Annotated in this window: 21 protein-coding genes; 11 read left to right on the top strand and 10 right to left on the bottom strand. The window is 64.1% G+C overall.

Annotated elements, in window-relative coordinates; genetic code table 11:
• The 3 genes from x551_RS24305 to tcmP all read right to left on the bottom strand — a co-directional run.
• Positions 1-108: DUF5131 family protein (locus x551_RS24305; RefSeq protein WP_152543483.1), on the bottom strand; the 108-nt coding region annotated here is incomplete at its 3' end.
• Positions 105-743: a S24 family peptidase gene (locus tag x551_RS10735; protein ID WP_036229521.1), complete on the bottom strand. Its 639-nt coding sequence runs from the start codon at positions 741-743 to the stop codon at positions 105-107. The genes x551_RS24305 and x551_RS10735, both read right to left, overlap by 4 nt.
• Positions 744-849: 106 nt before the next feature.
• Positions 850-1614 carry a three-Cys-motif partner protein TcmP gene (tcmP, locus tag x551_RS10730; protein WP_231497494.1) on the bottom strand — a complete coding sequence of 255 codons (765 nt, stop codon included), beginning with the start codon at positions 1612-1614 and terminating at the stop codon, positions 850-852.
• A gap of 503 nt (positions 1615-2117) precedes the next feature.
• On the opposite strand from tcmP, the gene x551_RS10725 reads away from it, so the two are divergent.
• On the top strand, positions 2118-2309 hold the full coding sequence (locus tag x551_RS10725; protein WP_152543482.1) for a response regulator: 192 nt from the start codon (positions 2118-2120) through the stop codon (positions 2307-2309).
• A gap of 336 nt (positions 2310-2645) precedes the next feature.
• Here x551_RS10725 and x551_RS10720 read toward each other — a convergent pair whose 3' ends face one another.
• Both x551_RS10720 and x551_RS10715 read right to left on the bottom strand, forming a co-directional pair.
• The gene (locus tag x551_RS10720; protein WP_036229526.1) at positions 2646-2987 is read right to left on the bottom strand and encodes an H-NS histone family protein; all 342 of its coding nucleotides are present in this window, start codon (positions 2985-2987) and stop codon (positions 2646-2648) included.
• Between the two features lie 124 nt (positions 2988-3111).
• Positions 3112-3396: a helix-turn-helix transcriptional regulator gene (locus tag x551_RS10715; protein ID WP_051495522.1), complete on the bottom strand. Its 285-nt coding sequence runs from the start codon at positions 3394-3396 to the stop codon at positions 3112-3114.
• Between the two features lie 269 nt (positions 3397-3665).
• Between x551_RS10715 and x551_RS10710 the strand changes: the two genes are divergently transcribed.
• Both x551_RS10710 and x551_RS10705 read left to right on the top strand, forming a co-directional pair.
• Positions 3666-4235, top strand: coding sequence for a hypothetical protein (locus x551_RS10710; protein ID WP_152543481.1), 570 nt, complete (start codon positions 3666-3668; stop codon positions 4233-4235).
• A 34-nt stretch (positions 4236-4269) separates the two neighbouring features.
• Entirely contained in the window at positions 4270-5022 is a 753-nt protein-coding gene (locus x551_RS10705) for an endonuclease NucS domain-containing protein (protein ID WP_036229528.1), read from the top strand.
• Here x551_RS10705 and x551_RS10700 read toward each other — a convergent pair.
• From x551_RS10700 to x551_RS10690, 3 genes are read right to left on the bottom strand one after another with little or no spacing between them, the layout of a single operon-like run.
• Positions 5012-5494, bottom strand: coding sequence for a hypothetical protein (locus x551_RS10700; RefSeq protein ID WP_036229529.1), 483 nt, complete (start codon positions 5492-5494; stop codon positions 5012-5014). The genes x551_RS10705 and x551_RS10700 overlap by 11 nt on opposite strands.
• On the bottom strand, positions 5463-5966 hold the full coding sequence (locus x551_RS26150; protein ID WP_051495524.1) for a DUF5681 domain-containing protein: 504 nt from the start codon (positions 5964-5966) through the stop codon (positions 5463-5465). The genes x551_RS10700 and x551_RS26150 overlap by 32 nt, the downstream gene beginning before the upstream one ends.
• Positions 5956-7308: a DNA methyltransferase gene (locus x551_RS10690; RefSeq protein ID WP_051511945.1), complete on the bottom strand. Its 1353-nt coding sequence runs from the start codon at positions 7306-7308 to the stop codon at positions 5956-5958. The genes x551_RS26150 and x551_RS10690 overlap by 11 nt, the downstream gene beginning before the upstream one ends.
• Before the next feature lie 538 nt (positions 7309-7846).
• On the opposite strand from x551_RS10690, the gene x551_RS10685 reads away from it, so the two are divergent.
• Positions 7847-8038 carry a hypothetical protein gene (locus x551_RS10685; protein ID WP_036248471.1) on the top strand — a complete coding sequence of 64 codons (192 nt, stop codon included), beginning with the start codon at positions 7847-7849 and terminating at the stop codon, positions 8036-8038.
• A 163-nt stretch (positions 8039-8201) separates the two neighbouring features.
• Positions 8202-8528 carry a hypothetical protein gene (locus x551_RS10680; protein WP_036229531.1) on the top strand — a complete coding sequence of 109 codons (327 nt, stop codon included), beginning with the start codon at positions 8202-8204 and terminating at the stop codon, positions 8526-8528.
• 219 nt (positions 8529-8747) lie between these two features.
• Here x551_RS10680 and x551_RS10675 read toward each other — a convergent pair whose 3' ends face one another.
• Positions 8748-9359 carry a hypothetical protein gene (locus x551_RS10675; RefSeq protein WP_152543480.1) on the bottom strand — a complete coding sequence of 204 codons (612 nt, stop codon included), beginning with the start codon at positions 9357-9359 and terminating at the stop codon, positions 8748-8750.
• A gap of 228 nt (positions 9360-9587) precedes the next feature.
• Here x551_RS10675 and x551_RS10670 point away from each other — a divergent pair, with 228 nt between their 5' ends.
• The 6 genes from x551_RS10670 (at position 9588) to x551_RS27215 (ending at position 14830) form a co-directional block, all read left to right on the top strand.
• A complete protein-coding gene (locus x551_RS10670) occupies positions 9588-11003 on the top strand; it encodes an ATP-binding protein (protein ID WP_173402800.1) in 1416 nt (471 codons plus the stop codon).
• Positions 10988-12334 (top strand): sigma-54 dependent transcriptional regulator, encoded by a 1347-nt coding sequence (locus x551_RS10665; protein ID WP_036229534.1) that lies wholly within the window; start codon positions 10988-10990, stop codon positions 12332-12334. The genes x551_RS10670 and x551_RS10665 overlap by 16 nt, the downstream gene beginning before the upstream one ends.
• A gap of 149 nt (positions 12335-12483) precedes the next feature.
• A complete protein-coding gene (locus tag x551_RS10660; protein WP_036229536.1) occupies positions 12484-13161 on the top strand; it encodes a hypothetical protein in 678 nt (225 codons plus the stop codon).
• An 83-nt stretch (positions 13162-13244) separates the two neighbouring features.
• On the top strand, positions 13245-13592 hold the full coding sequence (locus x551_RS10655) for a DMT family protein (protein WP_036229537.1): 348 nt from the start codon (positions 13245-13247) through the stop codon (positions 13590-13592).
• 9 nt (positions 13593-13601) lie between these two features.
• Positions 13602-14288 carry an MFS transporter gene (locus tag x551_RS27220; protein WP_253950351.1) on the top strand — a complete coding sequence of 229 codons (687 nt, stop codon included), beginning with the start codon at positions 13602-13604 and terminating at the stop codon, positions 14286-14288.
• A gap of 2 nt (positions 14289-14290) precedes the next feature.
• A complete protein-coding gene (locus x551_RS27215; RefSeq protein WP_253950350.1) occupies positions 14291-14830 on the top strand; it encodes an MFS transporter in 540 nt (179 codons plus the stop codon).
• 232 nt (positions 14831-15062) lie between these two features.
• On the opposite strand, the gene x551_RS10645 is transcribed toward x551_RS27215, so the two are convergent.
• On the bottom strand, positions 15063-16214 hold a 1152-nt coding region (locus x551_RS10645; RefSeq protein WP_152543479.1), incomplete at its 5' end, for a c-type cytochrome.

The following is a 16214-nucleotide window of genomic DNA, read 5'->3' as shown; positions in this document are numbered from 1 at the left end:
CGCCATGGTCTCTGCGTAGCAGTGTTTGCAGCCAGGCGAGATCTTGGTGCAACCTACGGTCGGATTCCACGTCTGCTCGGTCCACTCGATCCTGCTGATGGTTGTCATTGCTCTGCTTCCTTCGCTAGCTTAGTCGGTACCCTGGCCTGCGGCCTGTAGGCGCGAACGATGCCCCTGACGACACCGACGATGTTCAGGCTCCTTGTTGGCACGATGGCCTTGTCGCCGTCGCTGCCGTGCGACAACAGATGCAACTTCGCGCCGGCCTGCCTGAACTCCTTGACCGTGTGGGCGTCATCGACCTCCGCCACGACGTAGTCGCCATGCATGGCTTGCACGCCGGTTTCCACGACAGCGACGTCGCCACTGAGGATTCCCACGCCCACCATCGATTCGCCCCTCACGGAGATCAGGATGGTTCTCGATGGCCGCGACACGACTAGCTCCGACAGTCTCTGCTCATGGACAAAGCCCGAACCTTCTTGGTCGGGGTCGAGGCCTGCCATCACCGAGTCGTCGCTGAAATCCAGGGCGAAGAAGGCCGGGCCTGGCACCAGGCGCCCGCCGGGCGCTTTGCCGACGTGACCTGAAGCCGCCAGCCGCTTGACCAGACTGAATGCGGCGTTCTTTGCCCGAAAGCCCAGCGCGGCCGCTAGGTTCTCGTACGACGGCAGACAACGCTCGCGCGCATAAAGATCGCGCAGGCGGCGTAGATGTACCTGATCGTTATTCGGTCTAGCCATTTGAATTAGTGTACATTCGTCCACTAATTTTGCAAAAACCCGTGCCGTCGCGCCTAAGCACTGCCCTCAGCCCGCGACGGCCCGATCTAGTCGAGAGGCATCACACCTAGAAAAGCTCGCGGTTCTGACTGCGAGCGATGTCGCCCCAGATGCGGTCCGGCAGCGGGTGACGCGAGAAGAACACCAGCCGGTAGATCGCCCGCCCTTTGCCGTCGGTGATGCGCGGCATCTGTGAGCTGACCGTGAAACCCAGCGCCTTCACGGCGTTGCACCATTCGTCGAAGAACCACAGAGACAGATTCTTCTTGGATATCTTAGGCGGCACCCGCGAACGCCACTCGGGTAGCGCATGGTCGAAGCGGTCGCGCGCCGGATTCAGCTCCATGTCGATGTTGCGGGTCAGGTCCATGAGGCTGAAATGGACAGCGAAGTCGACATGCTCCAGCCTGGCCAGCCGCTCGATGATGGAGAACGACAGGTACTCAAGGTTGTACGGGTCGATGTAGGCCAGAGCGAGGGCGCCGAACGGCACTGCCTTCGCCATTTGATCCACCATCTCTATGGCAGGGCCGACGAACTTCTGAACCGGCGCGCCTCGTGCGACCAAGCGCTGCTCGTTGGCGGCCGCCCTGTCCGGATCGATGTCGCCGATGAGGACCTTCGTGAAAGGTGAGCCCGACAGAATCGACTGGCGGTAGGCGATCACCGAGCCGCCGTCACGGGTAATGGCTTCACCCTTCACCTGAATGCGGCCCGGGCCGCAGAAGGGGTCAATCAGCACGCGCTGCTTGAAGCGCTTCTGCGCCTCGCGCGTCGCGTTCAAGTAGCGGCAAAGGTAGCGGTGCTTCTCGAAAGGGACCCACTCGCCCACGCCATTTTCTTCTGGACCGCGCTCAATGGGCAGATCGGAAAATGGATCAGATTCCCAGAGGTCTACAGCTTCTGAAGTCAATTTCTCTCCCTGACATCTCACACAAACAAACGGTTCTGCGGGAGCGGCGATCAACGTCGTCTTTAAGAACCCGTAGTTGTCCCCTAGTATGAAGAGGAATGTCCGGGGTAACGCTAGCTGCTTTCCCCTGCCGAATGACTGCATGCCGCATGCCTGGATGCATTGAGCCTCACGTTGAGGCGGGGCTTGGCGCCCCCGGCTGGTAGTGCAGGCGAGCAGATGGAGCAAGCCGCGAACGCTCAAGCATCAGTCCGGCCGAGATCTGTAGTGCGGTGGCACTGCGACCGGTGTCAGCACTGACCCAGGCCAGGCCAGGGCAGTACGTTCAGCGTTCGGCTGCCTGTGGCTGTCAACGCATCAAAGCCAATTATCGAGGCCACCCCGGCCGAGGCTGTCCGAAAGAGCGCCTTCACATCCTTGTGGTGGACGACTTGCAGGATGCAGCCGACTCCTTGTGCATGTTGCTGCGCCTGGATGGGGGCGAGCTGAGCGCCGCGTACAGTGGCGAGCTGGCACGGCAGGAAATGCAGCGACGGCCGCCCGACCTCGTTCTGCTCGATCTAGGCTTGCCGGACATCGATGGCTTCAAAGTATCGCGCCTCGCAAACTCCTAGCGTGGGATCTTTGGCGTTATTGCGTGAAAACGGCAACGAACCACAGGTTCTTGGCGCTGCCGACAAAGCGACGCCGACGTTCCCTCGGTCAACTTAGCGATGTCGATACGCCCAAGATCGCATGCACCGTCCTGACACCTGAATGACTGGTCCTGGCCGACATCGGTCAGAGCGGCCGTGAGAAGCGGACGGTCAAGTCGCTAGCGCGGCGACCGTCCGCTCTCACCAAGAGCAGTCATCGCACGCTCGAGCACAACGAACCGCTTTCAGTCTGAAGCTGACATCCTGTTGTCTCCGCCACGGTCCTGGCGCGGGGGGCGGTATGCGTCCGCCGGATCAGATGGCGAGCTGCTCAGGCGATTTCCCCGAGGCGATGGCATCGATAAACCATTGTGGGCGGCGGCCGTGCCCAGTCCACGTATTGCCGTTCCCATCCTGGAACTTGATCTTCCCAGCCTTCGCCTTGCGGCCCTTCTTGGTCGTCATTTTCCGACCAGCCGTTGAGGAGGCCGTGCGCGCGACCCTTGCGCTCAAACCGAGATCCGCAGCGGTCAAGCCGTAAACGGTGATCGCCTCTTTGATCTTCGCGATCACCGAATCAACTTCCTTCTTCTTGATCTGGCTCGCTTGAGCTTCGAGCTTGGCGATCTGCTTTTGCAGTTGACTGAGTGTTGTCATAGAGAGTCCTTTGATGCCAATGGAAGCAAAGGATATGTTGACATAAGAAAAAGGCAAGGCTGCAGGCAGAGATGGCCTACTGAACGACAGCCTAAACGGCTAGTTCACCGCGCGAGCCGCGCCGTCACGGCTGGCTGCGACGAATTCGCTCGCTGCTCTTGAGCGCTTTGCGGTAGCGCGCATCGATCCGATCGCAGAACTCGCCGAACTTGAGATCCAAGGCGGAGGCGATTCGGTGCAGCACGCTAAGGCTCGGCTGCTTCTTCCCGACCTCGATCAACGAGATGAACGGCCGGTCGAGGTCGCAGCGGCCTGCCAGATCCTCTTGCGTGAAGGCCAACTCTTGTCGGCGAACCTTGACCTCGACCCCGAGGGCGTCAATGAGGGCTTGGTTACGACTCGGGCGCATGGCGCCGGAGTGTTGGTGCTGTGTACACTAAAGACACGTGTCAACTGACAGCAAATCGACGAACGTTTCAAGCTCGGGAACCCCGTCTTTGCTGGTGATCGTCGCGTGAAGCGCACTGTCAGCGCGAGATGCCGGGCTCGTCATTGGACTACCGCCCGGGTGTTCGCCACAGTGGTCGCACTGTCCAAAGCACCTAAGGAGGGATACCAAAGATGGCCGAGATGAAAGGGCGCCGACGCGCTGAACGTGTTTCACGCCGCGGCCTCACCGTGGCCCTCGTGGCGGCCTTGACCGCCTGCGCCACCCCCGTCCAGCTCCCCGACCGCGTCCACACCGTGACCGGCTCCTCCGGCGGCACCTACATTGAGCGCGTCGACTTCTCGTACGTGCCGCCCCAGCCGCGCAGCTTCTCCCAGCTCAAGCTCTGCATCGCCGAGCACGTCCACCAGCAAGGCGCCCAGCTGAGCGACACCGCCGGCTCCTTCGTCGGCGCGGCCACCGGCACCTACTACCAGGTCAACCGTAGCCAGACCGTGATCGGCGGCCCGGTCTTCAAGTACATCGACGAAGGCACCACCACCCTGGTCGCCAGCGGCCTGACCCGCACCGATTCGTCCGCCGGCCTGGTCGTCGACCTGGTCCGCTTTGACCTCAAGGCGGCCACCGGCCCACAGGGTCTCACCCTGGTCTTCTCGCAGATCGAGCGCGCCCAGCAGAACACCGGCGGGCTGGCCAACGAAGGCTTTGGCCCCGTCGGCACCTGGGCCGGCGCCCGCGCACCCGGCGTCTACACCGCGCTCGAGCGCCTCGCCGACCGCCTCAAGGCCTGCCTGGGCTGAGCGCCGAGGCCTGTTAACCCCACCTGACACCCCCATGCCCGCCCTCAACGACAAACCCGTTCGCCTGCTGATGCACGACATGGCGGCAGCCTTCGCCCTGCAGCCCGGCCAAGCCTTCTCCCGCGAGCGCGCGGTCCAGTGGTTTGCCGAGCACTACCCCAACGTCAAGGAGGGCACCGTCACCGCCCACCTGATCCGCCTGTCCACCAACGTGCGCACCCGGCTGCAATACGCCGCCCGCGACGACGGCAGCGACGACCTCTTCTTCAAGATCGACAGCAGCCACTTCCGCCTGTACGAGCCGGGCAGGGACCCCATCCCGATCAGCTCGCTGACCGCCCAGTCCGATGACGCCGAACCCACCGTGGCCGAAAACACTGCTGCGGCACTCTCCCAGGAGTTCGCCTACGAGCACGACCTGCGCGACTACCTGGTGCGCAACCTCCACGCCCTGGAGCCGGGGCTGCGCCCCTACACGGACGAAGGCATCACCGGCGTCGAATTCCCGGCCGGCGGGCGCTTCATCGACATCCTGGCCGTCGACCAGCACGGCGACTACGCCGTCATCGAGCTCAAGGTCTCCAAGGGCTACGACCGCGTCGTCGGACAGCTGCTGCGCTACGTCAACTGGATCAAGGAGCACCACGTCGACGGGCCACAGAAGGTGCGCGGCATGATCGTCGCCAAGGACATCAGCGAAGACCTGCGGCTGGCCTGCCGCGCGCTCCCCGACGTGACGCTCTACGAGTACAAGCTCTCGGTCACGGTGCAGCAGGTCAGTGGATGAGGGGCGGGGGTTCGTCCAGATCGGGCAGCGGCAGCAGGCCGGGGTCGGTCGGGTCCGGACACGCGTCTGAACAAGCGTTCGGCTGGGAGGGGTCGAGGGGGTCGAAGCGGTAGGGGCGTCCCTCTTTGCGGGCCTTTGCTGCCTCAGCGAGGGCCAGGTGGTAGGGGCAGTTCACGAAGCCAGCCATGTAAGGTACCTGGATGACGCCCGATTCGCTGCTGCCGGGTTGCGCATACGTGCGGGCCACACGGAGCTTCTCGGCGACTTCCGGCGATTCACGCCGCATGCGCAAGAAGAGCTTCTTGGCCTGCTTGTCGCCCGCCGCCGCGGCGCGCGCCAGCCTTCGGTAGATCAGCTCGCGGTTGGTCATGTCGCCTTGAGCGACATCGGGGTGTGCGTCTCGCACCTTTTCGTCCAAGAGGCGAGTCACCAGGTTCGGCTCATCGGGCGTCGGCGGCTTCTTGCGCTTCACGTGCTTCTCTCCAGGCCAAGTCGGACAGGGTGGCCTCCATCAGTTTTCGTTGCTGGATCGGCGCCAAGATCTCCCACATCTCCTCTGGAAGATAGGGGATGAGGACGACGCCCAGCTCAGGCTGCGGCTTGGGGTTGGCCGAGCCGGTCCGGCGCTGGATCTCGTTGCGGCTTTGCTTCATCTCCTCGTCGTGTAAGAGGGCGGCGGCCTTCACGTCTCCTTGGACTGCAGCAGCGATCGCTTTCCGCAGGAGGCCCTCTTCGAGCGTGAGCGGGCGCTTCTTGCCGCGGAGCGTGATCGAGCCGCACACCTCGTTTGCGACCCGCTCGATGACCGTCAGATCCGCTGGCTTGGGCTTGCGCGGCCGTCCCTTCGGATTCCCCGACTGGCCCTTCACAAAACGCGACGCCTGCGGCGGCTTGCCGTAGCCGACCGGATAGTCGGGGTCGTTGGGACCTTTGTCACTGCTCATCGCCATCCTCCCGACGCTGGGTCACCACCTCGGCCCACGAGCACCCGGCGACCGCGCTGCTCTCGCCTTCCACGTCCTCCAGCAAGACCGCCTGGCCGCCGCTCCGTAGATAGCGCTGCACCGTCACATCCACATAGCGCGGATCCAGCTCCATCAGCGCCGCCCGCCGGCCGGTGCGCTCGGCCGCGAGCAGGGTCGAGCCCGAGCCCCCGAAGGGATCGAGCACCAGCCCGTCACGGTGGGAACAGTCGAGGATGGCGTCGGCGATCATCGCCGTCGGTTTCACCGTCGGGTGCATGGCCAGGCGCTGCGAGCGGCCTTTGGACGGGGTGGTGACGCCGGCGTAGGGCCAGACGTTGCTGCGGTTGCGCCCGTGCCTGCCCAGCTCGATGTTGTTGATGTGCGCCCCGCGGCCGGCCTTGTAGACGAAGATCAGCTCGTGCTTGGAGCGATACAAGGACCCCATCCCCGCGTTGGCCTTGTTCCAGACGCACAGGTTCTTCAGCTCCGTGTACGACACTGTGGCCGCGTCCATCAGCTCACGCAGGTGCCGCCAATCGATACACAGGAAGTGGATGGATCCGTCGACCGAGTTCGCCACCAGCAGCATGAAGACCGCGTTCAAGAAGGACGTGAACTCCTGCGGGCTCATCTCCCCGGAGGCCATCACGAACTCCCCGTGGCGATCCCCGGAGGTCACGTTCCCGGCGATCGGCACGTTGTAGGGCGGGTCGGTGAAGACCATCTGCGCGGGCTGGTCGCCCAGCAGGCGGCCGTAGGCCCGTGGATCGGTGGCGTCGCCGCACAGCAGCCGATGCCGCCCGAGCTGCCACAGGTCCCCGACGCGCGAGACGGGTGGCGCCTTCACGTCCGGCTCGAGCGGCTCGTCGTCATCGGCCTGCATCGGGCAGAGCAGGGCGTCGATCGCAGGGGTGTCGAAGCCGGTGAGGCGGATGTCGAAGTTGCCCCCCAGCTTCGCCAGCTCCCCAAGCTCCATCGTGAGGAGCTGGGTGTCCCAACCGGACTGCTCGGCCAGGCGGTTGTCGGCGATCACGTAGGCCCGGATCTGCTCGGGGGTGAAGTGATCGAGCCGCACGGTGGGCACCTCGGTCAGACCGAGGACCTTAGCGGCCTCGAGGCGCCCGTGGCCGGCCACGACCATGCCGTCGCGGTCGATCAGCAGAGGGTTGGTGAAGCCGAACTCTTCGATCGAGCGAGCGATCAGGCGGATCTGCTTCTTCGAGTGCTTGCGAGCGTTGCGCTCGTAGGGCCGCAGCGAGGCGACCGGCATCATTTGAAAGGTTGCGGCCACTGCGGGCGCGCGGATTGGTTCCGTCGTCATGGGATTTCCCCAAAAAAGTTAGTACGACACACGTGCATCAACCGCATGGCGGATGCGCCCGGTTGTCGTCCCACCTTCGCCCATGCGACCGGTGAAGACGCGCGAGAAGCTAGCTCGCTGATCTGCCCATCACATGATGAGCGACCGTCAACCACATAGCTGTTGAGTTCGGTTGTCGTCCCACCTCCGCCCATGCGACAGGTGAAGACGTGCGAGGTGCGACCTCACCAATCTGCCCATCACATGACGGGCAGGCATCGCCACATGGCGGATGCGCTCGGTTGGCGTCTCACCTCCGACCATGCGGGCAGTGAAGACGCGTGAGGAGCTACCTCACTGATCTGCCCGTCGCATGACGGGGGGATCAAGGAACCGTGCGAGCACTCTATACCAAAATTTTGCTCTTGGGTTATATCAAAACGCGGCAGGCCGGTCCTTCCGAGGATCCCGCCGGCACATGCATCGATCGAGGTACATCGAAGCGCGGATGTTGGGGCCGAGATAGGGCAGGCATACGGTTTGCCCCTGCAGCCTCACGATGTATCAGATCCGCATCCTGTGGCGGCGTAACGTGCGTCACTCAGTCCACTTCCCAAAGATGCTCAACGCATGGTGGCCGTCCACCCCTGAGCTGCTCGAGCAGTTTGAAGGAATTGTCTACGCCGCGAACGAGATCCACGGACCAGGGACGCACTGGATCGAGCGACGGCAAGTCGAGGTCCTGCACTGAATCTCATCGCAATCCGCTAGAGGCCCACATGTACGCCTCGCGACCAAGTCATGAGCCTTCCAGTCGAGCCTGAACACGCTTTAATGTGGCAGCACGGAACGTCCTACCGAGATCCGCTCGCCACGCCATCGTCACCGGTACAACGAACGCTAGGGCTGCAGCCATGACCTGGGTGATCGACATCGACACGACGGGTGCATCGCAGCTGCAGCGGGCCCGAGCTGTTGCTGCATGCTGGGCCGTCTTCGAAAGGGAGGCCGTCCATCCACGCCTCGCGGAGCGCGCGGCCTATGCTGAGAGCGAGGAGGCGCCGAGCGCGTCGGCCGAGAAAGCCGAACTGACGGCGGTGTGGCACGAGGCCGTCGAAGCCGCCGTGGCAGCTTGCTGGGCGGGGGTGCATCCACGGCCACCGACCGCGATCGTCGTTCGCGAGATCGACGATGAGGCGATGCGGCAGCCAGGCGATGAGAAGGGGCTCGGCAGCGACTAGCGTCGCTTTCTTGTCCGCAGATCGAGTGCTCAAGCCACGTAAGACCCACCGAGACGAACTGCGGCTCGGGAGGCGATGCCTGGGCGGTTGATCCAACTGGTGTAGCCGTCTCTTAGTCGATGGTCGCATTAGGCAGCGCAGTCACGCCCGCATCTTTCACCACGGTCATCGCCGGTATGGCTTGTGTTCGTGGCGACCGGCAAATGCCGATCGGCGGCGCTAGTTCTTCGCCGAATGCTCCACTCGGTAAAAGTTGAACGTGATGGCGGGGATGCCGATGGGTTGGCCGACCTTGCTCTGCTCGACGACGAGCGAGGCGATACCGCGGTACGCCGGCTGAGAATCGAGCGTCAGTGCCCAAGTCCAGGATGACCGAACACGACCTCGCCGTGTCGTCGAATCTTCCGATCGAGTCCAGCGCTTGAAGAAGCATGCCGCGTAGTCGTCAGCAATCGATTGCATGGTCTTCGTCGTGATCGCGAGCGTCACGTCCGATTGCAGCCCATCGATGCGGTCGATGCCGCTCTGGCCAGCGATGTCGCACTCCAAGACTCGAAGCGCTGAATCGCCTTCGAAGCGGAGGATCTTGCATTGCTCAAACGGCAGCGTCGAACCCGATACGCGGTGGATCGCCACCTGCCCCGGGGAGCGCTCAAGCACGTCCCCCGTCAGTTGGGCTAGATCGCGAAACGTGTGGTCAACCAGCCGATGCATGCCATCGCAGTCGGCCTCCGTGAGCGCGTTCGCGACCCCGCTGGCGAACAGGACGAGAACGGTCGCAGTCGTTCGAATCGATCTCCCTGCGTCCATCGAGTGTGCTGTGGAAGCCATCGTCGTTCGGTCCCCTTGTCGTCGGTCGGGACCAGAATCTAGTACGAAAAGTCAGCTCAACGCCAAGTTCGACGCGATGGATACTCAAACAGGTGGCTTCACACGCGTGTCGAGCAGCGTGAGCAGGTTGAGCAGTGTCGATCGCAAGGCCGGTCCGAGTGGCCAGATCGGGCGCCATCCGGAAGGGCCGGGATGCGTCCGCTCGCCAACCCGTAGCATCGCCGTCGTATGCTGAGGCGCTTCGTCTCTGCCAACTGCACCCGGAGAACCACCCTGACATTGCAGGATTCCATCCGCAAGGATCTGCTGGTCCTCTGGCTCTCCATTGCAGCCGTGGCAATGGTGCTCGTTGCGCTGCTCATCCTTCTCGTCCAGCAGAGTGCCGGGCCTCAACTCGCGCGCGCGCGTGGACAAGCCTCGGTGAGTTGCGAGGCGCTGCGCGCCGGCGCAGCACGACTTCACATGGGGGCACCGGGAGATTCCTCGGTGAGCCCCAGTTCGCAGAAGCTGCCTGGCGCACAGGCAATCCTTGATCTCGTGCTGCGTGACCGCCCGGGCATGGAAGGTGGCTTCTGGCAGACCGATGCAGGCGTTGTGGCGTATGCCTTCCCCACCTACGACGGAACCGGCATCAAGCGCGATCCTCCCAGCGCTGAGCTCGAACGCATCGTCGCCACAGCGCAGCGCGCTCTGCAGACGAACGGTCTGGTGACTGACATTCGTCCCGGACTGCGCGAGGCCGTGGTCTTCTCGGCCTGTCCGATCGATTCACCGCCGCACGTCCTGGCGGCTTGGACTCTGACGCGGGTGACACTGATCAGTGCGGACGTGGTCAACCCGCTGATACTCACTCTGAGCCTGCTGCTGTGCATGGTCGTGCTTTCCGGTGTCTGTTTGGGCCGCATGCTCGCGCGCTGGCGACAGCAGTCCGCACAACTGCAAGCGCAGTTGGCGCAGGCCGAACGGCTGGCGGCACTCGGACGCATGTCGGCCGGCCTTGCTCACGAGATTCGCAACCCACTTGGAACGATGCGCATGAAAGTGGAGAACGCGATGGCCGCTGGCGCTGACGTCCGGGAAGCGCGTATCGCGGGCGCCATGGAGTCGGTGCTGTCGCAGACACAGCGACTGGAGTCGCTGGTCTCCAGTTTGTTGGCCCTGACGCAGCCTCTGCGGGTGGACCGCCAGTCCGTCGATTTGGTCGCGTTCCTGGACGAGCAGATCCAAGTCCACGCGATTGCGGCTCAGCGTGCCGGTGTGCGGCTCGCGCGGTCGGTGGATTCCGATCTCACCGAGGCTGCCTCGAGTTCGGCGTGGTTCGACCCGACCCAACTGGCCAGGGCGTTCGACAACCTGCTGCTGAACGCACTGGCTCACACAAGGGAAGGCGGGTCGATCGAGTTGGGGGCGCGGCGCGCGAGCCCGGGCCGGCTGTTGCTGTGGGTGGCTGACGATGGCGCCGGCGTGCCCGTCGAGTTGCGCGATACGCTGTTCGAACCCTTCGCCACTGGCCGCAGCGGCGGGTCGGGCCTGGGTCTTGCACTGGTGCGGGAGATCGTGCAGGCCCACGGTGGCCGGGTGACTCTTGCCGAGACGGCGCAGGGCGCGCGCATCGAGATGGAGTTCCCATGGCCCACATCCTGATCGTTGACGACGATGCGGCGTTTCGAGACAGCCTCTCCGAGACGGTGCTCGACCTCGGCCATACGGCCCTCCAGGCGGGCACCGTCGACGCGGGGCTGCATCGGCTTCGCACCGAAGCCGTCGACGTCGCGATCGTGGACCTGCGCATGCCCGGAGACGATGGCCTGACGTTCCTGCGCAAGGCGGCACGCCTCGCGCCCGTCCCCTGCATCATGCTCACCGCCTATGCGAGTGGCGCCAACACGATCGAGGCGATGCGTCTGGGGGCCTTCGACCATCTCACCAAGCCGGTAGCCCGGGCAGCGCTCATGCAGACCTTGGAACGGGCGCTGCAGAGCAGCGACGCACGCGCCGCCGATGCGACAGCGGTGCCGTCTGCAACGGATGCTTCGTCGGCAGAAGAGACTGAACTGGTCAGCAGCAGCGAAGCCATGCGCGAAGTCTTCAAGCGGATCGGCATGATCGCCGGCAGCGATGCCACGGTGCTGATCCTCGGGGAGACGGGTACTGGGAAGGAGCTGGTCGCCCGGGCGCTGCACGGCAACAGCACCCGTGCCGGACGGCCGTTCGTCGCGGTGAACTGCGCGGCCATTCCTTCGGACCTGATGGAGAGCGAACTGTTCGGGCACGTGAAGGGCGCCTTCACGGGCGCCACCAGCGACCGGGTCGGGCGCTTTCGGGAAGCCGACGGTGGCACGCTGTTCCTCGACGAGATCGGTGACATGCCGCTGCCGACGCAGGCCAAGATCCTGCGCGTTCTGCAAGAGCGCGAGATCACGCCTGTCGGCGGCACGCGCGTGTCGCGTGTGGACGTGCGCATCCTGGCTGCAACACATCGAAACCTGCCCACGGCTGTGAGCGAAGGTCGGTTCCGCGAGGACCTCTGGTACCGGCTGCAGGTGGTGCCCCTCCAGTTGCCACCGCTGCGCGAGCGCGTAGGCGACGTCCTCCTGCTGGCCGAGCATTTCCTGCGACGGGCAGGCAAGGGCGCGCCCAAGCGCTTGACTGCGGCGGCGGCGCAGCGCCTCCTGGCGCACCCTTGGCCCGGCAACGTACGAGAACTTCGCAACGCCATGGAACGCGCCGCGCTCCTGTGCCACGGCTCGGCGATCGAGCCCGAGCACCTGGGGCTGCTGACGGCCGGTGTGGCTTCCCCAGAACTCGAGATCGACTGGAACGGCAGCTTGGCGCCCGCCATCGCCCAGGTTGAGCGCCAGATGATCCGACATGCATTGGCGGAGACCGCCGGCAACCGCGCCGAAGCAGCCCGACGTCTCGGGCTATCTCGCCAGCAGCTCTATCGCAAGCTCACCGAACACGGCATCGAGTGAGGCTGTCCGATCCTGTGACAGGCACTGTCAATGATGCGGACACTTCGCTCGCCGTTGACCCAATAAGCTGTTGATTTCCTTGAGATTTCCTGGTGGCACAAGCCGTGCGCGCTGAGGAGGCGTGTTTCACGTCACCCCAGGAGTCTCAGATGTCCAGACGAGTTCTTTCTATCCTCGCCATCGCCGCAGGGCTGAGCGCCGCGACGGCGCAAGCCGTACCGCCTCGGCCAGGTGCGGAGCCGCCGCCGCCAATGCAATCGCCCGGGCTTGGCCTGGCCGCTCAGGCCATAGCCGAAGGGCGGGTTCAGAGGCTGCTGATCAACCCCTACGGTGAGGTCGACGGACTGCGGCTTGCTGACGGCACGCTCGTCAGTTTCCCTCCGCACATGTCCGGGGCACTGACCGCAGCGGTCAAGCCGGGCGACACCGTGCGCATCATTGGCCGTATGCAAGGCCGCGGCGCCGCCAAGGCGGATGCCGTCGTCAATACGGCCACCGGACAGACCGTGTACGACCAGCCGCCGACGCTGACCGAAGGCCGCCCGTTGCCGATGCATCTGCGCGCGCAACAGCTGCAGCCCCAGAAGGTCGAAAGCCGTGTCGAGGCCGTGCTGACGGGGCCGCGCGGCGAAGCCAACGGCGTCATCCTTGCCGACGGCAGCATCGTGCGCTTCCCGCCCGAGACCTTGCGGTTGTCGGTCCAGCCGGGGGCGCCGTTCGCGGCTTCCGGTCTGGGCACGCGCAATGCGATCGGCACCTCGCTCGAGGCCGTGAGCATGGGCACCAGCCTGTCTGCCTTGCAGTCTCTGTACGAACGCGCGCCCTAAGGCGCTTCCAAGGCCAGTTCCGGCGCGAAGCGGCCGCTCGCGCCGGAACCGCACAGCTCGTTCGGACACCTCAAGGGTCCCCAATGTCCCCAAAGATCCTCCCTGTCGTCCTTTTGCTGATCTCGAACGTCTTCATGACGTTTGCCTGGTATGGGCACCTCAAGTTTGGCGACCAGCCGCTGTACCTGGTGATCAGTGTGAGCTGGCTGATCGCGTTTGCCGAGTACTGCTTTGCGGTACCAGCCAACCGCATCGGCCACGCGGTGTACAGCGCCGCAGAGCTCAAGACGATGCAGGAAGTCATCACGCTGACGGTGTTCGCGGCCTTCTCGGTGTGGTATTTGGGCGAGCGGTTGACACTGAATCATCTTCTGGGGTTTGCCTTCATTGGGCTGGGTGCGTTCTTCATCTTCAAAGGCCCATTGCACTAGCGAGCGATGATGCCGACATCAAGCAAGCCCGAAGACTCGCAGCGCTGGCTGGGCGGCCTGAACTTCTTCTTGGCAGACGTGCGGGATGGGCTGGGGCCGTTTCTCGGGGTCTTCCTGATGGGCCTAGGTTGGCGTGCCGACGACATCGGCTATGTACTCGGCGCAGCCGGCTTCGCAGGCATGTTGGTCACCACGCCCCTGGGCGCATGGGTAGACGCATCGCGTCGCAAACGAGGGCTGCTGGCCGGCGGCACGATCGCGCTGATCGTCAGTAACCTGGCGCTTTGGGCGGCACCCAGCGGCATCGTGGTTACCACAACGCAGGTGGTCACTGCCGTCGTCGGCGCGTTGTTCGGTCCTGCGCTGATGGGACTTACGTTGGGTTTGGTCGGGCCGAAGGATCTGCCGCGGCAGCTGGGCCTTAACGAGGCCTGGAACCACGCCGGCAACGTCGCCGCGGCAGCCCTTGCAGGATTCGCCAGCTACCGATGGGGCTTGCCGGCGGTCTTCGTGCTCATGACCTTGATGGCGACCGCGTCGCTGCTGTGTCTGAGCAAAATCCAACCCCAACACATCGACCACAACGTCGCTCGAGGCCTCGACGCCGATAGCGCCCAGGCGGTCAAGGGTTCCGATCGGATCCCTTCGCATGGCAGGTTGCCTCGAAGTCACGCAGCCTGCGCGTGCTGGCCGTAACGATGATGCTGTTCCATCTCGGAAATGCCGCGATGCTGCCCTTGTTCGGTCAGGCCGTCGTCTCGCGCGGAGAAGCCGATCCTGGTGCGTTCACTGCCCTCACGGTCATCGTTTCGCAACTCGTCATGATTCCCGTGGCGCTCCTGGCCGGTCGGTATGCGGCGCGCCACGGCTACTGGACTCTCCTCACCGCAGCGTCGATGGCACTGCCGCTGCGCGGACTGATCGCTGCCTTCTGGGCAACGCCCTGGGCCCTGCTGCCCGTGCAGATCTTGGACGGGATCGCGGCGGGCTTGCTCGGCGTAGCTCTCCCGGGATTGGTCGCGTCGATTCTGCGCGGGAGCGGGCACGTCAACGCGGGCCTGGGAGCGGTGATGACCGTTCAGGGGATTGGGGCGGCACTCAGTCCTGCGCTGGCCGGATGGATCGCGCACCGCCATGGCTATGGCCCAGCTTTCGTGGCGCTCAGCCTTGTCTCGGCACTTGCATTGGTGATGCTGCTGCTTGCAAAAGGCGCAGAGCATCCGCGACGGCGGAAGTAGTCAAGGCCTCGATTCCTGGGAGGATTCAACGTTACCCGGCAGAGTTCATCAATGGACAGATGCCTGACAGTGCGAATCTCCTCGGCGAATAGAGTAGCTGCGTCTCGCGGGTACCGTCCGAGCTGGCAAGCATGCTGCTTTCCGCGCTAGGCCCGGAGCCCTCGGCTTGCAGCCGAGGGCAGAGCCGTATCGCAAGCGCTACGGGGCCGGCTCAACCCTTGGCGGAGCTGAGCTATGACGACTTCTTTACCTTGGACGTCGACTTCGCACCGGCCTTGTCGGTGGCAGGCTGAGCGTTGGCTTCTTGTGCACCCTTCGCTGCTTGGCTACGGATAAAGTGCTGGAGCAGTTCGAGCTGATCGTCGGTGAACTCAGGAAAATCGGGCATTCCCCGAGGGCGCAACCGACCCTCTTTGACCACCGCCTTCAACGAATCTAGGTTGAGAGGTATCGGTGAGGCGCGCAAGTCGGGCGCCGCGCCGCCCGAGACCGCGCCTGACCCGTGGCACCACACGCAGTTCGAAACAAAGAGCGCTCGGCCTTGCTCCACCTTGGTCTCATCGACCTTGAACTCAGCAGGCGCGATGGGTTTGGGGAAGAACGGCGGCTCGAACATTGGCATCGTGGCCTTGCCATCAAGCGCGAAGGTGAACAGCCGTCGCGTCTGTGCGCGGTAGGCCCAGCCGTAGTTGGCGACCGCGGATCCGCCTGCAAGAGAGACGCCTGCACCACCGAAGCCGACTAGGATCGACACGTACTGCTTGCCGTCGACCGAATAGGTGATGGGCGGAGCCGATATGCCCGAGCCAAGGAACATGTGCCAGAGCGCCTTACCGGTCTTGGCATCGTAGGCGTACAGGTTGCCGTTAGCGCGGCCCTGGAAGACCAGATCTCCTGCGGTGACCATCGTGCCTGGGTTCCAGAAGCCGTCCGCTTGTACTTCCCACACCTTCTTCTGCTTGATCGGATCCCAGGCCAACAGCGAACTCACGCCGGTGCCTTTGGGGATGTCTCCGCCCAGGCCAATGTCCACCGCCGGGTCGAAGTTGAGGTTCGGTGACTTCCAGTCCTTCTTGATGGAGCCGTCATTGAACAGGGCCGGAAGTTCCACCTTCGGGAGATAGGCTAAGCCAGTGCGCGGGCTGTATGACATCGCGTGCCAACTGTGCGCGCCAAAGGGGCTTGGATAAATCAGCGCAGGGGCGCCTTCGTAACGCGCGCCGGGGATCTCGATAGGCCGCCCAGTCTTCATGTCGATTCCCGAGGCCCAGGTGACCTTGGCAATCTTCTCGGCGGAGATCAGCTTCCCGTTGCTGCGATCCAGTACATAGAAAAATCCGTTCTTGGGCGCATGCACCAGCGCTTTGACCATCTGACCCTTGAT

The sequence above is a fragment of the Methylibium sp. T29 genome, assembly GCF_000576205.1.
GTDB classification, from domain to species: Bacteria; Pseudomonadota; Gammaproteobacteria; order Burkholderiales; family Burkholderiaceae_C; genus Methylibium; species Methylibium petroleiphilum.
This window is presented reverse-complemented; position numbering and strand designations above follow the sequence as displayed.